18 protein-coding genes and 1 pseudogene are annotated in these 18,813 nt (G+C 56.1%); 4 read left to right on the top strand and 15 right to left on the bottom strand.

All coding sequences use genetic code 11. The annotated features are described in order from the left end of the window. Positions 1-3: 3 nt before the first annotated feature. Entirely contained in the window at positions 4-270 is a 267-nt protein-coding gene (locus KGB28_RS17995; protein WP_223446767.1) for a GDCCVxC domain-containing (seleno)protein, read from the top strand. Positions 271-684: 414 nt separating this feature from the next. On the opposite strand, the gene KGB28_RS17990 is transcribed toward KGB28_RS17995, so the two are convergent. The 3 genes and pseudogenes from KGB28_RS17990 to KGB28_RS31715 form a co-directional block, all read right to left on the bottom strand. Continuing rightward, on the bottom strand, positions 685-951 hold the full coding sequence (locus KGB28_RS17990; RefSeq protein WP_223446766.1) for a hypothetical protein: 267 nt from the start codon (positions 949-951) through the stop codon (positions 685-687). Positions 952-1,095: 144 nt separating this feature from the next. After that, positions 1,096-2,022, bottom strand: coding sequence for a 2-hydroxyacid dehydrogenase (locus KGB28_RS17985; RefSeq protein ID WP_223446765.1), 927 nt, complete (start codon positions 2,020-2,022; stop codon positions 1,096-1,098). 42 nt (positions 2,023-2,064) lie between these two features. After that, positions 2,065-2,289: pseudogene (locus tag KGB28_RS31715) on the bottom strand (helix-turn-helix domain-containing protein); the annotation flags it as partial. Positions 2,290-2,499: 210 nt separating this feature from the next. Here KGB28_RS31715 and KGB28_RS17975 point away from each other — a divergent pair. Further along, positions 2,500-3,111, top strand: coding sequence for a trimeric intracellular cation channel family protein (locus KGB28_RS17975; RefSeq protein WP_223446763.1), 612 nt, complete (start codon positions 2,500-2,502; stop codon positions 3,109-3,111). A gap of 322 nt (positions 3,112-3,433) precedes the next feature. Here the strand turns inward: KGB28_RS17975 and KGB28_RS17970 are convergent, their stop codons facing one another. From KGB28_RS17970 to KGB28_RS17915, 12 genes are all read right to left on the bottom strand, one after another. Further along, complete coding sequence (locus KGB28_RS17970) at positions 3,434-4,930, bottom strand: aldehyde dehydrogenase (RefSeq protein ID WP_223446762.1); 1,497 nt, start codon at positions 4,928-4,930, stop codon at positions 3,434-3,436. Next, positions 4,927-5,832 carry a dihydrodipicolinate synthase family protein gene (locus KGB28_RS17965; RefSeq protein WP_223446761.1) on the bottom strand — a complete coding sequence of 302 codons (906 nt, stop codon included), beginning with the start codon at positions 5,830-5,832 and terminating at the stop codon, positions 4,927-4,929. The genes KGB28_RS17970 and KGB28_RS17965 overlap by 4 nt, the downstream gene beginning before the upstream one ends. A gap of 95 nt (positions 5,833-5,927) precedes the next feature. After that, complete coding sequence (locus KGB28_RS17960; RefSeq protein ID WP_223446760.1) at positions 5,928-7,259, bottom strand: MFS transporter; 1,332 nt, start codon at positions 7,257-7,259, stop codon at positions 5,928-5,930. Between the two features lie 172 nt (positions 7,260-7,431). Further along, positions 7,432-8,751, bottom strand: coding sequence for an NAD(P)/FAD-dependent oxidoreductase (locus KGB28_RS17955; protein WP_223446759.1), 1,320 nt, complete (start codon positions 8,749-8,751; stop codon positions 7,432-7,434). Between the two features lie 99 nt (positions 8,752-8,850). Continuing rightward, positions 8,851-9,573, bottom strand: coding sequence for a GntR family transcriptional regulator (locus KGB28_RS17950; RefSeq protein WP_223446758.1), 723 nt, complete (start codon positions 9,571-9,573; stop codon positions 8,851-8,853). A 299-nt stretch (positions 9,574-9,872) separates the two neighbouring features. After that, positions 9,873-10,856 (bottom strand): GlxA family transcriptional regulator, encoded by a 984-nt coding sequence (locus KGB28_RS17945; protein ID WP_223446814.1) that lies wholly within the window; start codon positions 10,854-10,856, stop codon positions 9,873-9,875. 111 nt (positions 10,857-10,967) lie between these two features. Then, the gene (locus KGB28_RS17940) at positions 10,968-11,966 is read right to left on the bottom strand and encodes a 4-hydroxyproline epimerase (RefSeq protein WP_223446757.1); all 999 of its coding nucleotides are present in this window, start codon (positions 11,964-11,966) and stop codon (positions 10,968-10,970) included. A 12-nt stretch (positions 11,967-11,978) separates the two neighbouring features. Next, positions 11,979-12,830: an ABC transporter permease gene (locus KGB28_RS17935; protein WP_223446756.1), complete on the bottom strand. Its 852-nt coding sequence runs from the start codon at positions 12,828-12,830 to the stop codon at positions 11,979-11,981. Then, positions 12,827-13,675, bottom strand: coding sequence for an ABC transporter permease (locus KGB28_RS17930; RefSeq protein ID WP_223446755.1), 849 nt, complete (start codon positions 13,673-13,675; stop codon positions 12,827-12,829). The genes KGB28_RS17935 and KGB28_RS17930 overlap by 4 nt, the downstream gene beginning before the upstream one ends. Continuing rightward, positions 13,672-14,790 (bottom strand): glycine betaine/L-proline ABC transporter ATP-binding protein, encoded by a 1,119-nt coding sequence (locus KGB28_RS17925; protein WP_223446754.1) that lies wholly within the window; start codon positions 14,788-14,790, stop codon positions 13,672-13,674. Before KGB28_RS17925 ends, KGB28_RS17930 begins: the two co-directional genes overlap by 4 nt. Positions 14,791-14,869: 79 nt before the next feature. Continuing rightward, positions 14,870-15,718 carry a glycine betaine ABC transporter substrate-binding protein gene (locus KGB28_RS17920; RefSeq protein WP_223446753.1) on the bottom strand — a complete coding sequence of 283 codons (849 nt, stop codon included), beginning with the start codon at positions 15,716-15,718 and terminating at the stop codon, positions 14,870-14,872. Positions 15,719-15,912: 194 nt separating this feature from the next. Next, positions 15,913-16,599: a GntR family transcriptional regulator gene (locus tag KGB28_RS17915; protein WP_223446752.1), complete on the bottom strand. Its 687-nt coding sequence runs from the start codon at positions 16,597-16,599 to the stop codon at positions 15,913-15,915. A 374-nt stretch (positions 16,600-16,973) separates the two neighbouring features. On the opposite strand from KGB28_RS17915, the gene KGB28_RS17910 reads away from it, so the two are divergent. Next, positions 16,974-17,300 (top strand): AMP-binding enzyme, encoded by a 327-nt coding sequence (locus KGB28_RS17910; protein WP_317853310.1) that lies wholly within the window; start codon positions 16,974-16,976, stop codon positions 17,298-17,300. A gap of 448 nt (positions 17,301-17,748) precedes the next feature. Next, positions 17,749-18,786: an AraC family transcriptional regulator gene (locus KGB28_RS17905; RefSeq protein WP_223446751.1), complete on the top strand. Its 1,038-nt coding sequence runs from the start codon at positions 17,749-17,751 to the stop codon at positions 18,784-18,786. Positions 18,787-18,813: the final 27 nt, after the last annotated feature.

Here is an 18,813-nt window from a genome sequence, read left to right as displayed (position 1 = left end):
GCCATGAATCCCGTCATCCTCGAATCCGTGCTGACCTGCCCGCATTGCAGCTTCGCCAAGCAGGAAGCCATGCCCACGGATGCCTGTCAGTTTTTCTACGAATGTGACAATTGCAGGACTCTGCTACGCCCAAATCCCGGTGACTGTTGTGTGTTCTGCTCGTTTGGCTCGATGAAGTGCCCGCCAATCCAGGAGCAGCGCGGATGCTGTGGCATTCGGACGAATGTTCCTGCACATGCGGGGAATCCCGTTTTCGGGGAGGAGAGTTAGGGTCAGCTTTCGTCTGCAGGAAGTAGCCTGGAACATAGTGCAAAAGGCCCCAGGTTTGCGGACAAGCGTCTTTCACTCAAATGGCTTGATTATTGCGTTATTGCTCATACGAGCTCCCAACTTACCAGGCACCCATGTAAAAACAGCGGTTATGGGAGGTGTGTCATGTGGAATCAACCTCTGATGCTTGTGGTGATCTACCTTACGATCACCCTCAGCATCGGCTGGTTGTGGTCCATTGCTATCCTGTATTGGCTTTGAACCAATGGGAAAAGTGAATCACCACCTGATTTTATAAACACAGATGACCGGCAGCTATGGCCAAAGCAGACGCCCGATGATTTTTCGCAAAACAGAGCGCCCGCTCACCGCTACGACTCTGAATCGCCCCAGCCTTCCAGGACGTTTAATGCATCAGTCGTCGTTGTCGTCGCGATCGCGATCGCGATCGCGACGGTGATCGCGATCATAGTCACGAGAATCATAGCCACGAGAATCATAGTCACGACGATCATAGTGGCGGCCATAACCTTGATCATCGTCATCCCTTTGGTCGTAACCACGTCGATGATCATGGTCGTGATATCGGCCGTACCTTTCTCCATCATCCCAGTGAGGGCCACAGCCTCCCAACAACAAGAAACTGAAAATGGCCAGGATCGTGATGACTGCGCGATTCATAGGAACGTCCAAAACATCGGGGGTATTGAATGGTTATGGCTGCTGGAAGTCTTCATCCGGACAACGTTCAGCCGTAACTGTGACCACTGACTAACTTAATGATTCCGTTGAAAAATACAGACAAGTGATGGTCACACTCGTGAACTAATAACCCTTGGACCTGTCGACCAGATTCAACAAAGGCATCCCCTCACTCTCTCTTCGCAGGTTCTCGACTATCACCGCCACACCCCCTTCAACCTGCACATCGCTAGCGATATGCGGGGTCAAGAGGACTCGTCGGTGTTTCGAAAAAGGATTGTTCGGGGAAGGAGGCTCCTGTGCCAGGACGTCCAGCACGGCACCGCCCACACGGCCTTCATCCAACGCGGCAAGCAGATCCTGCTCAACCAGGTGGGCACCACGCCCCACGTTGATCAATCCCGCGCCATGAGGCAGGCAAGCCAGCCTCGCGGCATTGAGTATCCCCTTTGTTTCGGGGGTAAGCGGCAACATGTTCACGAGGATGTCGCACTGAGCCAAGAATTCGTCCAGTTGCCCTGGGCCGACGTAACAGCGTCCGCCAGGAACATCCTTCAAGGAGCGATTCCAGCCACTGAGCTGAAACCCCAATGGTTGAAGACGACCAAGCGCAACTCGCCCCAGAGTACCAAGCCCCATGACACCAACACGCCGCTGCGAAGCGAGCACGATTGGCCTGGGTTGCCAGCGTCCTTCGCGTTGATCCTGCTGGTACGCGAGGATGTCTCGATGCAGGGCAAGGACGGCAAACAAGACATACTCGGCCATGATGCCGGCCATCGAGTCATCAACCAGCCGAACGAGCGATACCTGGCTGGGCAAACTGGCCAGATCGAACTGATCGACGCCAGCCCCCGCCGCGTAAAGGACTCGAAGATTGCAAAACTGCTCAGCAAGGTTGCCCGGAGGCTCCCAAGCCAGGAGGTAACGTACCTCTGCCGGGTTACCGACATCAGGCCACTGGCGGAACTCCAGTTCAGGCGCCATCGATGACAGGCACTCGCGCCACTTCTGCGCATCGGCCGGGTCTGCCATGTAGAGGATGCACATTGAAAGCTCCTGGTCCGCAATCGGGAAACAACCACTGTCTTTTCAGAGTGGCCCCGTCAGATAGTTGATGAACCGCCGAAAAAGCTCGGCGTTCGTGGAAATATCGAGGCGCTGGTAAATATTGTGCTTGTGCACCTTCACGGTGCCTTCCGATATGTTCAGCACGGCGGCAATCGACGTATTGCTATGGCCCTGCAGGATCAGTTTCGCGATATAGCGCTGGGTCTCCGTAAGCTGTCCCTGGAGGATGTGAACGAACGCATCTTCGGATCTCGCCTCCGTACTTTCCGAGCCCATGTAAAAATAGCCGCAGCTCATATCGAATCCCAGGATACTTCGCAGCGCTGAATCAATGGACGCGCCCATCCGGTCCGAGCCCACGGCACTGATCAGGGTTGAGAGCATTTTCGCGTCAGCGGCTTTCATATTGATCATACTTACGTGGTTCTACTGCCGGGTCACCTGAGAAGGGAATACATGATGCTTTATCTCCAGGAAATGCTAGGTATTGCGGTGTTTTCCATCACAGGTGTGCTGGCCATCAAGAAAGCCGATGTCGATTTGTTTGGGGCTGTGGTGCTCGGCATCATCACGGCTATTGGCGGTGGCACCCTGCGCGATCTGTTGCTGGATCTTCCGATCTTCTGGATTGCCGACTTCAATTACATTTGGGCCGCCTTGCTGGCAGCACTGCTGGCGTTTTTTCTGACCCAAAGACTGCAACAGCGTTATCGACTGTTGCTTTACCTTGATGGATTAGCGGCAGCGCTGTTCGGACTGGCGGCTACCGAGAAAGTCCTGGCATTGCATCTTGCGGCGCCATTGGCAGTGATGATGGGGGTGCTGACCAGTATTGGAGGCGGCATCGCGCGGGATGTCCTGGCCGGAAGAGTCTCGTTGCTGATGTCACGTGACATTTATGCCACGCCCATTTTGCTGGGATGCACGCTCTATGTTCTGCTGCGCGACGTATTCCCCTCGATCTGGGTTGCCGGCTGGATTGCGTTGATTTTCACCTTCGGCCTGAGGTTTCTCGCCATCTACAAGCATCTGCAGATGCCGGCGATCTTCTCCACAAAACAGGGATGAGCCATCCGGGCGCTTTGGGGCATTTGGACGGCAAATCACGAGCATTTTCAAAGGGCAGTATCGCTGCTGCCCTGCCCTGCACCCTTACTGCGCAACCACCTTGGTTGGGCCTGAATGCCCCTGGGGCGAAAACACAATCGCCAGGACGATGATTGTCGCGCCAGCCAGCATCCGATAAGACGGCGTGTCATTGAATAACCACCACGCACAGGCAAAAGACAGAGTTGGCTTTTTATTTTTTGCCATTGCTTGATGCAGCACCCATCCCGACATTCGTGGTATTCGGGATGGGTGTGCATACCGCTGTCATCCGTTCGGTAGATTACCGCTCAGAGACGTCGATCCAGATGGTCTTGATTTCGGTGTACTGATCGTGGGCCCAGATGGACTTGTCGCGCCCGCCAAACCCGGACTCCTTGTAGCCACCGAAAGGCGTGGAAGCATCACCCTCACCGAAGCAGTTCACCGTCACAATCCCCGCGCGAATTTCCCGCGAAAGCTTGATGGCATTGCGCAGGTTGTCGGTGTAGACCGATGCCGCCAGGCCATACACCGAGTCATTGGCCAGAGCGATGGCTTCGTCAACGGTGTTGAACGTAGTGACCGCCAGCACAGGGCCAAAGATTTCTTCCTGGAACAGTCGGCTATCGACACCTACGCCATCGACGACGGTAGGCTCGACAAAGATATCGCGCTCGGTGTTGCCGCCAAACACAACGTCCAGCTTTTCAACGGCCGCTTGCTCGAGGTAGGAACGAACCTTCTCGAAATGCACTTTGCTGACCATGGCGCCAAGGCGATTGTCCGGATCCAGTGGGTTGCCCATCTTCCATTCACGCATCTGCACGCCGATGCGCTTCAACAACTCGTCCTTGATGTCCGCATGCACGATCAAGCGCGAGGACGCCGAGCAGTTTTCGCCCATGTTCCAGAACGCGCCGTTGACGACGTGGCTGGCGACCAGATCCAGGTCTTCGATGTCATCCATCACCACGGCCGGGTTCTTGCCGCCACACTCCAGCACAATGCGCTTGAGGTTCGAATCCGCCGCGTAGTTAAGGAACTTGCGGCCGGTGGCTGTCGAGCCGGTGAAGCTGACCATGGACACGTCCATGTGCCGGCCAAGCGGCTCGCCCACTTCACCGCCCCCGCCGGACAGCACGTTGAACACACCGGCCGGCACGCCTGCCTCATGAGCCAGCTCGGCGACACGCAGTGCCGTCAAGGTGGTTTCCTTGGCCGGCTTGACGATGATGGAGCAGCCCGCGGCCAGCGACGGGCCGATTTTCCACGCCAGCATCAGCAGCGGGAAGTTCCAGGGCAGCACCAGACCGACGACCCCGATGGCTTCACGCACCACCAGACTCAACGCGCCGGAACCGACCGGTGCGGTGCTGTCGTAGATCTTGTCGATCAGCTCCGCATGCCAGCGGATCATGTGAATGGTTTCCGGAACATCCGTGAGTTGGCACTCACGAACGGGTTTTCCGCTATCCAGGCTTTCCAGCACTGAAAGCTCGTGCGAGTTCTGCTCCAGCAGATCGGCAAAGCGCAACAACACCTTCTTGCGCTCGCCGGGGCTCAGTTTATGCCAGCGACCATCTTCGAAGGCCTCCTTGGCCTTGGCCACCGCAAAGTCAACGTCTTGAGCGTTGCAGGCCGTGATCTCGGCCAGCACGTCATTGGTCGCCGGGTTGGTTGTGGTAAAGGTTTTGCCCGACACCGATGTGTAGGACTCACCGTTGACGAACGACTGAGTCGGGAACTTCAGTTCCCGAGCGATGGCGGCATATTCTGCCGCGCTGAGAAGGCCAGTCATTTTGCGCTCCCGGTCACCTGGGCGACGTCACGTTTCAGGGTGGTAATGATGTCCTGCAAGGCCTGTTTCTCGTGGTCATACAGGGGTTGCAGAGGCGAACGCACGCCGCCGCTGCGAAGGCCGTTCAACTCACAGCCAGCCTTGATCGACTGCACGAATTTTCCGCTTTCCAGGAAGTCCATCAGCGGCATGAAGGCGCTCATGATCTTGCGGCCTTTATCGAAGTCTTTTTCCACGACACAGGCTTCGTAGAGCGCAACGTGCTCCCGCGGAATGAAGTTCGATCCGGCGCAAACCCAGCTGCGTGCACCCCAGGCGAAGAACTCCAATGCCTGGTCATCCCAGCCACAGGACAAGCTGATGTTCGGGTATTCCCGGGCCAGGCGATGGACTTGCGCCATGTCGCCGGAGCTTTCCTTGATGGCCACGATGTTTTTGCTTTCGGCAACGGCCGCGAAATACTCCGGGCCCATGCTGACGCCCATGCGTGCCGGGTAGTTGTAGAGCATGATCGGCAAGCCGGCAGCGCGATCCACGGTCAGCGCATGGATGGCGTTTTCTTTCTCGGTAGGCAATGCATAAGGCGGAGAGCCCACCAGAATCGCATCGGCCTTGATCTCGCGAGCAGCCTTGGCGTATTCGACGGAGTCTTCAGTGCGGATCGCACCGGTACCAACCACCAGCGGCAGGCGTGTGCCGATGACATCTTTAGCCTGGGTCGCCAGTTCGATGCGCTCTTGAGAGGTGTGGGCGTAGTACTCGCCGGTCGAACCACCAATGATAATGCCGTGCACTTTCGACTCGATCAGATACTCCAGCACGTCGGCGAAAGCGGCCTTGTCGATTTCACCGCTCGCGGTCAAAGGAGTGATTGCCGGGGTATAAATGCCTTCGAATTTCATGATTGCCTCTCCATCACTAAGGGAATGTTATTCAACCTGGCGTCCACCGCCATTTATCAGGGACCACTCATTGCTTACGGCTCAGTTGCAACTTCTCAACTGCTCAGCGCCGCTGCGTCGCGCAAGTTCAACGAACGTGTTTCAGGTGCCATGGCCCACGCCGCCATCAGCCCGATAAAGGTGACCACGGTGGCCACATACATCGTGTTGCCGATACCCAGAGTCTGTAGCGAAACAGGTACCAGATAAGTGCCGACGGCTGCTCCCACACGGGAAAGGGAAGTTCCGATGCCTACGGCAAATGCGCGAATTTCTGTAGGGAACAACTCGTTTGGATAAACAAGCTGCAGAACTTGTGCTCCGCCGATAAAGACCGCATAGGCGCCGAACAGGAAGAGCACCAGCACTTCATTGCTGTGGGAAAAAGTCGCCAATCCCAACAGAGCCAGGCCCGACCATAGAAAGCTGTGAATCAGCATGCAGCGCCGGCCAATCGTGTTGATCAGCCTTGTCGCGAATACACAACCCACCACAAACAACATCGTGATGATCATGGAACCGTATGAGGCCCACTCCCCTTTCAAATTCAACGCCAGCAGAACCTTGGGGGCGAAGGCATAGACTGCAAAAACAGGAATGATCGAGCAGGACCAGAAGATCGAAACAAAGAACAAGCGTTTCCCATACCCGGAGTGAAGCAAATCCCGGAATGACATTTTCTTCTGGTCTGGCTCTTCAGGGAGGTCCCGAAGCGAATAGTGCTGACCGTACACATGCTTGATCACGCGCTCGGCATCAGCCTCGCGCCCCTTGCTCAAGAGCCAGCGCGCGGACTCAGGCGTGCCGACACGCAGCAATAGCAGCAACAGCCCGATGACGGAGGCACTTGCCAGGGCATAACGCCAGGCGTCATCACCCCCCACATTGAGGATTGAAGTACCAACAACGTAGGCGAATGCCGCACCGGCAAACCACAGGATGGTCAGCGCCGCGAGCCTGGGGCCGCGTTGTTTCTTCGGCAGGAACTCGACCAACAACGAGGTGGCTACCGGATATTCAATGCCCACCGCCAGGCCGATGATAAATCTGAGGGCGAACAATACCGGCGCCGATTCGACCCAAAACTGGGCCAACGAACAAATGATGAACAGTGTTGGCCCAACGAAATAAACCTTTTTGCGACCCAGCCTGTCGGTCAACCAGCCACCGATGAAACCACCAAAAAACACCCCCATGAGTGCCGATGCGGCAATCATTCCTTGCCAGAACTCCGACAAGTTCAGAGCGGATGTTATTTGCATCATCGCTATACCGATGATGCTCAGTACATAACCGTCTACAAATGACCCACCGCCGGAACGGGCTGTCAGCAAACGGTGAAAATTATTGAGAGGAACATCCTCAATAGAGGTATTAGGACTTGTCATTATTGTCTCCTATTTCGCTTCGGTCATTCAGAGGGCTGAAGCGCAAACCCAAAATCCGGGCGAATCAAAGCCACCTCGATAAGAAACCATCAGCCTTGATGGACTAACCCATAAGCCAAGAACTTCTAACCAATCATTTAATGTTTAACTTGCCTGTGAGCGTGATGCGTAATCAGCTTTCTTTCCCGGCCCGGCACTGTCCCCACAGCAAGTTCATATTCACGCCTGCTGAAAGTAAGGGTTCCGGTGGGTTTCTATTAGGCCCCGGGGACGACAACAGAAAATCGATAAGCGGGTCCTTCTTGCCCGCCAGCCAGTCGGCCAGCAAGGTGCCTGTCACCGTGCCACGGGTTACACCCAATCCATTGCAGCAGAGTGCACCGTAGACGTTGTTGGCCAGTTGCCCGAAGTGCGCCATGTGGTTGCGCGACAACGCCAGCGACCCGCCCCAGGTGTATTCGAAATTGACATCGGGGAGCATGGGAAATCTGCGAGCGAACGAATCCTTGTGTCGCTGGATAAACCGCTCCAGGTATTTTTGATGGCTGCGTCCATCGGCATTGAAGCTGAAGCTGTTACGCACCAGCAGGCGGTTATCCGTTGTCCGGCGCAATGTAGTGCCGAAAGGATCGGCAGGAATAACACCCCAATTAGGCCGGCCTCCAAGGCGTGCTTGCTCATCTTCCGTCAGCTGCCGGGTCAGGCTGCCATAGGTGAAGATCGGCAGCATGCGCCCTTTCAGAAAACCGAAGCTCATGGCGAACGCGTTATTGGTCAGCAGCAACTTGTCCGCGACAATACGACCGTTCTTATGGGTGAGGATGGTTTTGTCGCCATACTCCACTTCAGTAATCGGTGTGTTTTCATAAAGCGTCACGTTAGCCGGCAGGCTGTCCGCCAAGCCCTTGACCAAGGCGGCCGGCTGGATGAGTGCCGTACCCGGGGTGAACAGTGCCTTACGATAGAAATGCGTGCCGATGTGATCCGGCAGGTCCTTCTCTTCGATCACTTCGTATTCTTGACCGAGCTTGTCCAGACCACGGCGATAAGCATCCAGAACCGCGATGCCCCGGTCTTCAATGGCAGCCTGATACTTCCCGCACAGGCGGAACTGGCAGTCGATCCGGTGTTTTTCCACGAGACTCTTCAGAATGTGTTGCCCTGTCAGGTTCAACGCCATGCTGATTTTTGCCGTCTTGATATCGCCGATGTAGTCATCGGCACCGATATCGTGTGGCAGGTCGATGGCGAACCCGGCATTTCTGCCGGAGGCCCCGTAACCGACCTCCTGGGCCTCGATCAGGACAATCTCGTCATCCGGAAAATTCAGCGCCAGTTGGCGAGCCGCCGCAAGCCCGGTAAACCCGGCACCCAGCACGACCCAGCGGGCCGAGCGGATGCCCGAGTGGGACGCACGGGCCACTCTCGGCTGGCTGAGGTGGAACCAACCGCATGTAGAGTCATCTGCAGGTGTGTATCTGATTTTTGCCATTTTTCGCGACCTGGGCTCTTTTATATTTGTAATTACTAAAAGCGTCCCTTCTGCACCTTCTCTTCACACTGTTCATGCAAGTGGCATCGGTACTGCTTTTTAGTAGGTAAGTGCTACATCCAACCCTTCCGGCGCGGCGTATTCGGACATACGACGTCGCGACAATTCCAGATGCGCGCGAACGATATCTCCGGCTAGAACCTGATCATGGTTTTCAATGGCACTGATCATGTCGTCATGTTGTTGCGCTGCCACTTCCAGGTCTTCTTGCATGTCCACTGTCGTGGGATGGCGATAGAAGATCTTGCCAAGCCGCGCATGGTCGATCAGCAAGCGTTGCAGGCTTGGCATCAAGTAGGCGTTGTGCGCCATCTTGCCGATCTGCAGATGGAACTCGTCGTTATAGAGCACGCGCTTCTCTACATCTTTCTCTTCGATGGCCGTGCGGAAGAACGCCTGGATGCGTTTGAGCTCTGCAATCTCGGATGGCGTTGCGTGTGCAGCCGCCAATTGGGTGGTGGCGATGTAGATCAACGGTGCTGCCAGGAAAAAGCTTCTGAGCGACTGGTAGCTCATCGACGACACGCGCGCGGCACGGTTCGCTTCAAGATCAATGTATCCCTCGGCCGCCATCTGCCGCATGAGCTCGCGCACAGGTGGTCGGGAAAGGCCGAACTCGTCGCACAAGGCCAGTTCGTCAACGACGGCGCCAGGTGCCAGCTCCATGCTCAGGATCCGGCGACGCAACGCCTCTCCCAGCACAGCTTTACGGTCAACGGGCAGATCCGCGGTGGCCTGCAGATCGAGTTCTTTGGTAGCCATTTATTAGAAACCTTTGTACGGGTGAGTGAACGCTGTCTACTACCTGTATTCTTACTATAAAACAACATTATTCTTTGTGTCTACAATTAAAATACACATTCAAAACAGCCTTTTTCCCGAGACGACGGATGGTTTGGGAGACACGGATATCGGGTGGCGTCAGAGCGCCGGATTTTGGCGGAAACCGGCATCAGGGCCGCTTCGCTTGCGAAATCAGGAGGGTGATCGTCGTGACGACGCCCAGGCATATCCCTGAGCGTGTTTGCCTCACGAATGGCAGTTGCTGAAGTGCTGCTTCTCTACTTGACCAGTCGGACTTCCTTCGACGGGCGATAGCCAAAGTAGGAGCTGTAGCACTTGCTGAAATGGCTGGGTGAAACAAAGCCACAGGCAACCAGCACGTCGACTTGCGAGAGCTCGGTATGCTGCAGGAGCCGACGCGCTTCGGTGATGCGCAACTCCAGGTAATAGCGTTGCGGCGTAGTGCCCAGCTGCTCCCTGAACAGGCGTTCGAGTTGCCGGCGTGAACGGCCGGCGTAGGCCGCCAGTTGCTCCAGTTCCAGGGGTTCTTCGAGGTTGGCATCCATCAGCTTGACCACCTCCCGTAGCGGCGCACTCAAACAAATGTTTTCTGTCGGCTTGATGCGCCGGTAGCGGGACTCTTCAAAAGCAAGAATGTCCTCGATGCCCTCGACCAGTGCTTTATCGTGCAACCCCTTGATCCAGTCCAGCGCCATGTGGAATGCCCCGGAAGGACTGGAGGCGGTAAGCCGGTCTCGATCAATCACATAGGGTTCACTGCTGACCTGTGTCGCCTTGCAGAACTCGGCCAGTGCGGGGCGATGCTCGGGGTGAATGGCGCACCGGTAGCCGGCGAGCAATCCGGCGCGCCCCAGGAACCATGCACCATTCCACAAGCCGGCGAGCGTGATGCCCAGGCCCGCGGCTGTCTTCAGCAAGTGTATGAACTCATCGGTAGCCCTGAGCTCTGTCCGGTAACCGCCACAAATGACCAGCAGGTCCAGGTCTTGAAGTACCGAACAATTGATACGGGCATCTGGCCGGATGACCAGGCCCAGATCACTGACGACCTCCCCGTCGTTCAAACCGAACGTCTGGGACGAGAACAGCTTTGGACGCAGAAGATTGGCGGTGACAATCGTATCCAGCGCCTGGGTGAATGCAGGCAAAGAGAAATGTTCGAGCAACAGGAATCCCGCTCGAACCATTTGCGTCGGCTGGTTGGGGTTGTCATTCACATAGCGAAGATTCTTCCCCTTCATACCTCCGCTAAACTGGCGTCTTTCGATCAATCTTCAATCCACTCTTTTACGTTCGAGAATGCGTCATTTGTAGCGTTGAGAAGCCCATCATCCTGACGCCACTCCTGCGGATCAAGCAAGCTGAAAGCCATGACGAAGAGGATCTTTGTCATCGACAAAAATGGTGTTGTGCCCGGTGATTTGCGCCCAGCCACCTATACTCGGCCTGATTCCGTCAAAGGCTCCCACTTTCACCGACGCTTCGACTTTTCCTTCGAAGATCGTACCGATCAGGCTTTCGTTGCGGTATGTCTGCCCGACCTTCAACCGTCCTTTGCCAAACAGCTGCGCCATTCGTGCCGAAGTACCTGTGCCGCCGGGCGAGCGATCAATCGCTTTGTCACCGTAAAATACTGCACCGCGCCCGTCTGCTGCCGTCGAGTGTTCCTCGTCACACCAGATGACATGGTGAACGCCGCTGATCCTGCTGTTCTCTGGATGCATGGGATCACTGACTTCAGCCAGGGCGGTGCGTAGTTTCTGGCTCAGACTGACAATGTCTGCCGTGGTCAATCCGTTCAAACCCGGCCAGTTTTCCTGCGGCTCGACCACCGCATAAAAATTACCGCCGTAGGCAATGTCTACGACAAGCTCGCCAACGCCAGGCACATCCACCACCACATCGGCACTGTGCAGATAGCTGGCCACGTTGAACAGGCGGATCGAGTCAACATATTCACCGTTCATGGTGTAGTCGACATCCACACGACCTGCCGGGGTTTCGATGGCCAGCCGACCAGGTTCACGAGGTGTGACCAGGCCTTCCTCAATGACAACCGTGGACAGCCCGATGGTGCCCGCCCCACACATGGGCAGGCACCCGCTGACCTCGATAAACAAGGCGCCGAAGTCGCAATCCTCACGGGAAGACGGATAGATGATCACGCCGGACATGATGTCGTGCCCACGTGGCTCAAACATCAACGCCGTGCGTACCCAGTCATGATCACGAACGAAAATCTCACGTCGCTCCGCCATCGACACGGATGGCAGCAATGGCCCGCCACCCGTCACGACGCGAACCGGGTTCCCGCATGCATGGGAATCTACACAAAAAAAGCTACGTCTCATTCTGAAAATCTCTCACACGAGCTTGCGCGGGGAATGACGCTGCAACGCGCCGCGAGACAGGCGATCCAGAAGGAGTGCGACAGCGACAATCGCCAGGCCGGCACGCAGGCCCAGGCCCATCTCCATCCTTGTGAGGCCTCGGGTGACTTCAGCACCCAGTCCACCTGCCCCCACCAGACCTGCCAACACCACCATTGCCAACGACAGGAGGATGCATTGGTTCAAGCCCACCAACAGCGTCGGCGCGGCAGTCGGCAACTCGATCTTGAACAGTATCGACCTCGGCGAAGCACCAATGGCCTGGCCCAGCTCAAGGAACTCCTTGGGCAGTTGCTTGAAGGCAAGGGTCGTCAATCTGAGCATCGGTGGAATGCCGTAGACGATGGTCGCAATGATCGCTGGCACCCGCCCCAGGCTAAACAGCATCACGGCCGGGATCAGGTAAACCCAAGGCGGTACGGTTTGCATGATGTTGAGTATCGGCAAGAACGCCTCATCGACCCGCTTCACCCGTGCTGCCAGAACGCCGAGCGGAAAGGCAATGGATACCGAAATCAGCACCGCAACCGAGACCAGGGCAATGGTCTGCATGGACGCGACCCACAGCCCGGAGAACAGACAGAATGCCAACATCAACCCGGCAAACAGGGCCACTTTTTTGTTGGCAAAAAAGAATGCCAGCACCACCACCCCGCCGATCAGGGCATAGGGATGCGGTGCAAGCAGTGCACCTTCAACGCCGCCCAATACCGCCTCGATCACCTGGCTGATGACTTTGAACAGCCCGTGCAAGTTGGCGTTGAGCCAATCGACGGCGGGTGCCAGGAATGCGCCTGGTGAAAAATGGATTTCTGCAGCAGTCATTTCGATTCTCCCATCCGGGAACGCGCCGCGCTCTGCGCCAATCGATCCAGAATCATGGTCAGGATCACGATGGCAATGGCGGCGTTGATTGATTTGGCGATGTCCAGCGTGCGAACAGCGCCATAGATCGATTCACCCAGGCCGCCGGAACCGACGATGCCGGCGATGACCACCATGCCGAAGGCCATCATCAGACTCTGATTGACCCCGGCCATGATGCTTGGCATGGCGAACGGCAGGCGGATCTTGAAAAACATCTGCCACCCGGTGACGCCGCTGGCGTCCCCCAGTTCGATGAACTCTTTTGGCGTCATGCGAATCCCCAGGGAGGTCAGGCGCATGGCGGGTGGCACAGCCACGATAAAAGTCGCCAACAGTGCCGTGGCAGTGCCATAGCCCAGCAGCGCAATGGCCGGCAGCAAGTAGATGTAGGGTGGCATGGTCTGGATCAGATCGAGGAACGGATCCACCACCCGGTCAAACGAAGGCGCCAGCCCCGCCAGCACGCCCAGTGGAATCGCGACCACCAGGGCAAGCACGGTAGCGGTAAGCACCAGGGCAAGCGTGCTGACTGTTTCTGACCATAAACCAATGACATCACAAAACAACAAGGCCAGGCCGGTAAGGATCGCGAAACGCAGACCAACCGCCCGCCAGCCGATCAGGGCAATGACTAGCGCAATGACGTAGTAAGGCGGGTAGGCAATGCACCACTGCACGCCTTCGTAAACGCCCTTCAAAAACGCATTGGTCGTGTCGAACACGGACTCTCCATTGTCCATCAGCCATTCAAGGCTCGAGTCGACGACCGAATCGAACTGGTTGGAAAAGTCAGGCGTGCTCATGTCGACGCCTCCAGTGCAGTGGCGGCCTTCGATACCGCGAACTCGTTGGGAATACCCTGGACGCCGCGCAGCAAATCACGCGGGGTAATGATCCCCACCACCACTCCGTTATCGACCACAGCGAGTGCGTCGCGCTCGGACTTCATCGTCAAGCCGATAAGATCGTTGATATCCGCATCGACTGAGGTTTTGCTGAGCCTGGCGATGTCGCAGCCGGGGTTGGCTACCTTGAACGGCTCGACGGGCGTCATGACAGAGCCTGCCCTGACCAGATGCAACCTGGAGATACCGGCGACAAATTCCGCGACGTAATCGTCAGCCGGGTTGAGCACGATCTCCTCGGCAGTCCCTACCTGAATGATCGCGCCGTCTTTCATGATCGCGATCCGGTCGCCGATGCGAATCGCTTCGTCCAGATCGTGAGTGATGAATACAGCAGACTTGCCCAGTTCCTTGGTCAGTTGGCGGAACTCATCCTGCAACTGCCGGCGAATCAACGGATCGAGCGCGCTGAAAGGCTCATCCATCAGGATCACTTCCGGGTCTGCGGTGATTGCCCGGGCCAGCCCTACCCGTTGTTGCATACCCCCGGACAGTTCGCTGGGGTAGCGCGACATCCAGTCGCTCAAACCGACTTTGGCCAAGGCCTGCTCAGCGACCTTGTAGCGCTCGGCCTTGCCCACGCCTTGCACTTCCAATCCAAACGCCGTGTTCTCCAGAACCGTACGGTTAGGCAGCAACGCAACGCTCTGAAAAACCATGCCGATATGACGTGCTCTCACCTCACGCAGTTGTGCGGCACTCAACGACGAAAGTTCTTTGCCTTTGACGACGATCTTGCCGGCGCTGGGTGTGATGAGTTTGTTCAACAGCCTTATCAGGGTAGATTTGCCACTGCCTGACAATCCCATGATGCAGAAGATCTCTCCCCGGCGAACCTGGAGACTGACATCCGAGACCCCGACCACACAGCCGTAGTTTTGCAGGATCTGAGTCTTGGTGAGCCCCTGCTGAACGACGGCATTCATCGCAGCAGGTGCGGCTTTCCCGAAGATTTTCCAGACTGACTGGCAATCTATCAGCACTTCGTTGGTATCAATGTTGGGCGTTGTCATTTTTCGTACCCGTCGAACCAGTTTTCTCTGGTTTTTCTAATGAATCAAAGGGCGGCAGTGGCGTTTAAAAAGGTGCTCGTTACTTCTTTATGTTTTCCCAGCGCTTCAAAAGCTCAGTGTGCCCATCTGTCCAGCCCTGAATGGCTTGCTCCATGGTTTTGCCGTCCTTTACTTCACCGTTTATTGCCGTGATATCTGAAATCGGCACGTATACGCTGGCCATTACTTCACGTGCACGTGGGTATTCCTTTGAGAAATCCTTGTGGCCAATCCAGTAGTAACCTTGTGGCGGCGGGAAGACACCCTTTGGATCCTTGAGGAACTTCAGGTCAAACTTCTGCGCCATCCATGAAGGCTCCCACACAGTGACGGCAACCCACTCTTTACGATCGACTGCCGATTTCAATGCGGCTGTCATGGCAGCGGTACTGCCTTCGAGCAGTTGCAACTTGATGCCGTAGTCCTTGACCGCCTTGCTCGCGTCATTCATCAAGCCCGAACCTGGTTCGATACCGATGATCTTGTTGCCGAACTTCTCGGCGTTGTCATTGAGCTGTTCGATTGAATCGATGTTGACGTATTTAGGTACGGCGATCGCCTGGTAAAGGCCATAGGAAACCGGAGAGAGTTTTTCCAGGCGGTTCTTGTTTTTATTCCAGTAGTCATTCGCCGCGTAGTCGGTTTGTGAGGCAAGTACCTGGATATCACCTTTGGTCAGAGCGGCATAAGCGATACCCCACTCGGAAAACTCAATGACTTTTACGCTATAACCGGAGTCTTCAAGTACCTTTTTGGTAATACCGGTAATAGGAGTCAAGTCTTCCCAGGTCAACGTGCCCATGGTGATTGTTTTTTCTTCCGCGTGAACAGGCAGCATGACCATGCCCATCATCGCGACCGCGCAGACTGCCTTCCAAATCTTCTTCATGGCGTTCCTCGACCTACGTTAATACTTTTTATATTAGTCTCTAAACAATAGAGGCCCGTGGTGCACAGCTGTAAGCTCACCCTGTATTTCAGTTGTTGTTGCCTATCAACCCGTAAGCGAATTGATATTCAATGCCGTAGTTTCTGCGGCATCAACTTGTATCGATCCTCAAGCCAATGAGGCGAGGACCGGTATTATTTAAGTGGGGTTGGCAGGTCTGCCTTCATTCCATGGGGGGCGATAAACATTTCCATGTTCTCGCGAGAGAGTTCCCAATGTTCAAAAACCAGGTCAACTACAGCGCTCTCGTCACGACGCTCAATGGCGTCAATAAAAGAATCGTGGTGCTCTGCCGAAAGCTGTAGCCGTTGCTCCATGTCCGCATCACGAGGGCGGAAAAATGTATGGCCAATCCGCGCGTGATCAATCAGCAGTCTTTCGAGGCTGGGCTCAAGGTACTGATTACCCGACATTTCACCCATGATCGCGTGGAAGCGATTGTTTTCCACGACCATCATCAGGGCATCATGCGAAACCGTAGCGGCACGAAAGCGACGTTGCGTTTCCTTCAGGTCAACCAGTTGCTGAGCCTTGAAATTCTGAACGGCCAGGCGGCCAATCGCGGCGTACACCATGGGAGCGACCAGGAAAAAGTTTCGCAGTGTCGAGTGGTTCATGGGGATCACCCGGGCACCCCGGTTCTCCCTGATATCGATGTACCCCTCACCGGCAAGACGTCGAAACACTTCCCGTACCGGGGTTCTCGAAAGCCCGTACCGCTCGCTGATGGCAACCTCATCCAGCGCCTCGTCAGGATCCAGTTCCATCGTCAGAATCTGACGCTTCAGGTCGTCATATAGAGTGCTCTTGCCGTTTTTCACAATGACCTCCCAAGGCAGTCAAATCAGCGGTTACGGCTTGTTGTTGAATTCAGACTCGCACGGGTTTCGGGTGTCGTCAATGCTTTGTATTTTTTATGTATACACAGAAAATACTGTAAGAACACACATATAAAACAATTTTATTGCTTATAAATCATGTAGTTATGCTTACACGTCGAAATCGACTGGTCGTTAACAGAAATGTAACCTGTCGCAAATTGAACGCCCCTTTTGCGCCTGGAGCTGGCACTTATCGGAGTCGGATGTCTGCGCACGTCATCCAAAAGACCGCGAACGACAGGCTATTGCCATGACAAAACGGCAGTGATCGAAGGAGCCAGGAAGCCAATCGACGACTTGATGTCGATGGCTTCATGCAGATCACCGATCGCAGCAAGAATGTGATCAAGTCAGGTGGCGAATGGATAGGCTCCATCGAACTGGAAACCATTGCGATGGCCCATCCGGCAGCCTCCCAGGCTGCCTGCATTGCCGCGAAACACGCCAAGTGGGACGAATGCCCGTTGCTGATCGTCGTCAGGAAGCCGCAAGCGACACTGACGCGGGAAGAGCTGCTCGCCTTTTATGATGGCAAGATCGCGAAATGGTGGACGCCGGATGAAGTGATCTTTGTCGACACGATTGCGTTGGGCGCTACGGGCAAGGTCCAGAAGAACCGTCTTCGAGAGCAGTCCGGGTAGATAGGTGTCGAGTTGCGCGTAGAGCGCGCGGATTTCGATCGGCTCGAGCGAAGGGTCGGCGGCACCACCAATGAACAGGCTCGGCTGGCGTACCACCGCACCGTCGAGAAACGCGGTGACCTCCCAGTTCCGGTCGCGACAGCGCTGCCGGAGATCGAGTAGAAGACGCTGCGCAAGGTCTTGTGCGGATCGCTGGCCAACTCGCGGTCCGGCTTGTCGAGCTGCTGGAAATACAGGTGGTGATACACCCTACCGTTTGCCATTGCCTGCAAACCTGTGGTCGGCTTGACCTTGCCGCGAGCGGCTGACCGATACCTGTAGAGGTGCGCGTGTCCATTATCTATCTCCACCTTTGTTGTCATTGTCGACGTGAAGGTAGCCCTGAGCGGCTGCCCTGCACTACGCTTCCCGGGACACAATCTGGTGAGACTGGGACACGAGGCAAAGCATGTATACCTTGACGCGAAGCGCCAGCCTTACCGACTTTGAGCAGGTTGCCCGTTCAGTGGGGCTCGATCCATTTCGCATGCTGCGCATGACCAGGCTACCGGCCAGTGTCCTCGACGATCCGAACATCATGATCAGCAGCGATTCGGTAGGCTGGCTGCTGGAGGAGTCCGCCCGCCTGTCCGGCCAGGAGGCCTTCGGACTGCTGATCGCGGAAACCCGGCACCTTTCCAACTTTGGCATGCTCGCGCTACTCATCCGCGAAGAGCCAACGCTTCGCGCAGCCTTGCAATCGTGCTTTCGCTATACGCGCTTGCATAACGCCGGTGTGCAATTGTGGCTCGAGGATGCAGGCGACCTGACCCTGCTGCATGTGGGTGTGAACATGCAGGGCCATCGTGGCGTCTGGCGCCAGGCGATTGAACAGGCAACCGGTATTATGCTTCGCACGTTGAGCATTCTGAGCGGCCATACCTTCCGGCCGGTAAGGGTCAGTTTCACTCACGAGCGACCTTCCAGCCTGGAAGTGCACCAGCGCGTGCTGGGATCAACTATCGAGTTTTCCCAGGAATTCAATGCCATCGTTTGCCGTCGGCGCGATCTGGACATGCCTATTCCCACGGCCGACCCCGCGCTGCATCGCGAAGTGAAGCGATCGCTGGACATGCAGTTGGCCAACCTGCGCGACGAACCGGCGCAGCGGGTACGCCAGATCGTCAAGATGCTGCTGCCAAGCGGACTGTGCTCTGTCGATGGCGTGGCCCAGCATCTTGGCATGCACCGACGCACCCTTAACCGACACCTGGCGGCCGAGGGCGAGAGTGTCACGACGATCATCAATGCTGTACGCGCCGAACTCGCCGAAGAGTATCTGGCCAACAGCAAGCGCCGATTGTATGAGGTCGCCGAACTCCTCGGCTTTTCCTCTGCCGGTGACTTTTCACGCTGGTTCCGCAGCCGTTTTGGCAAGACACCCTCGGCTTGGGCCGTCTCCTACCGAGCGAGCAAGGTGGCATCCGGGCCCCTATCGCCTGAATAAAAAACAGGTTCATGTGCGACTCAGGCC

The organism is Pseudomonas sp. BF-R-19 (assembly GCF_019956445.1).
In the GTDB taxonomy this organism is placed as follows: domain Bacteria; phylum Pseudomonadota; class Gammaproteobacteria; order Pseudomonadales; family Pseudomonadaceae; genus Aquipseudomonas; species Aquipseudomonas fluorescens_BH.
This window is presented reverse-complemented; position numbering and strand designations above follow the sequence as displayed.

What these genes read in the sequence shown, in the direction of transcription:
- KGB28_RS17995 (WP_223446767.1), top strand. Translation starts at nt 4, where the DNA reads ATGAATCCCGTCATCCTCGAATCCGTGCTGACCTGCCCGCATTGCAGC.
- KGB28_RS17990 (WP_223446766.1), bottom strand. Translation starts at nt 951, where the DNA reads ATGAATCGCGCAGTCATCACGATCCTGGCCATTTTCAGTTTCTTGTTG.
- KGB28_RS17985 (WP_223446765.1), bottom strand. Translation starts at nt 2,022, where the DNA reads ATGTGCATCCTCTACATGGCAGACCCGGCCGATGCGCAGAAGTGGCGC.
- KGB28_RS17975 (WP_223446763.1), top strand. Translation starts at nt 2,500, where the DNA reads ATGATGCTTTATCTCCAGGAAATGCTAGGTATTGCGGTGTTTTCCATC.
- KGB28_RS17970 (WP_223446762.1), bottom strand. Translation starts at nt 4,930, where the DNA reads ATGACTGGCCTTCTCAGCGCGGCAGAATATGCCGCCATCGCTCGGGAA.
- KGB28_RS17965 (WP_223446761.1), bottom strand. Translation starts at nt 5,832, where the DNA reads ATGAAATTCGAAGGCATTTATACCCCGGCAATCACTCCTTTGACCGCG.
- KGB28_RS17960 (WP_223446760.1), bottom strand. Translation starts at nt 7,259, where the DNA reads ATGACAAGTCCTAATACCTCTATTGAGGATGTTCCTCTCAATAATTTT.
- KGB28_RS17955 (WP_223446759.1), bottom strand. Translation starts at nt 8,751, where the DNA reads ATGGCAAAAATCAGATACACACCTGCAGATGACTCTACATGCGGTTGG.
- KGB28_RS17950 (WP_223446758.1), bottom strand. Translation starts at nt 9,573, where the DNA reads ATGGCTACCAAAGAACTCGATCTGCAGGCCACCGCGGATCTGCCCGTT.
- KGB28_RS17945 (WP_223446814.1), bottom strand. Translation starts at nt 10,856, where the DNA reads ATGAAGGGGAAGAATCTTCGCTATGTGAATGACAACCCCAACCAGCCG.
- KGB28_RS17940 (WP_223446757.1), bottom strand. Translation starts at nt 11,966, where the DNA reads ATGAGACGTAGCTTTTTTTGTGTAGATTCCCATGCATGCGGGAACCCG.
- KGB28_RS17935 (WP_223446756.1), bottom strand. Translation starts at nt 12,830, where the DNA reads ATGACTGCTGCAGAAATCCATTTTTCACCAGGCGCATTCCTGGCACCC.
- KGB28_RS17930 (WP_223446755.1), bottom strand. Translation starts at nt 13,675, where the DNA reads ATGAGCACGCCTGACTTTTCCAACCAGTTCGATTCGGTCGTCGACTCG.
- KGB28_RS17925 (WP_223446754.1), bottom strand. Translation starts at nt 14,790, where the DNA reads ATGACAACGCCCAACATTGATACCAACGAAGTGCTGATAGATTGCCAG.
- KGB28_RS17920 (WP_223446753.1), bottom strand. Translation starts at nt 15,718, where the DNA reads ATGAAGAAGATTTGGAAGGCAGTCTGCGCGGTCGCGATGATGGGCATG.
- KGB28_RS17910 (WP_317853310.1), top strand. Translation starts at nt 16,974, where the DNA reads ATGCAGATCACCGATCGCAGCAAGAATGTGATCAAGTCAGGTGGCGAA.
- KGB28_RS17905 (WP_223446751.1), top strand. Translation starts at nt 17,749, where the DNA reads ATGTATACCTTGACGCGAAGCGCCAGCCTTACCGACTTTGAGCAGGTT.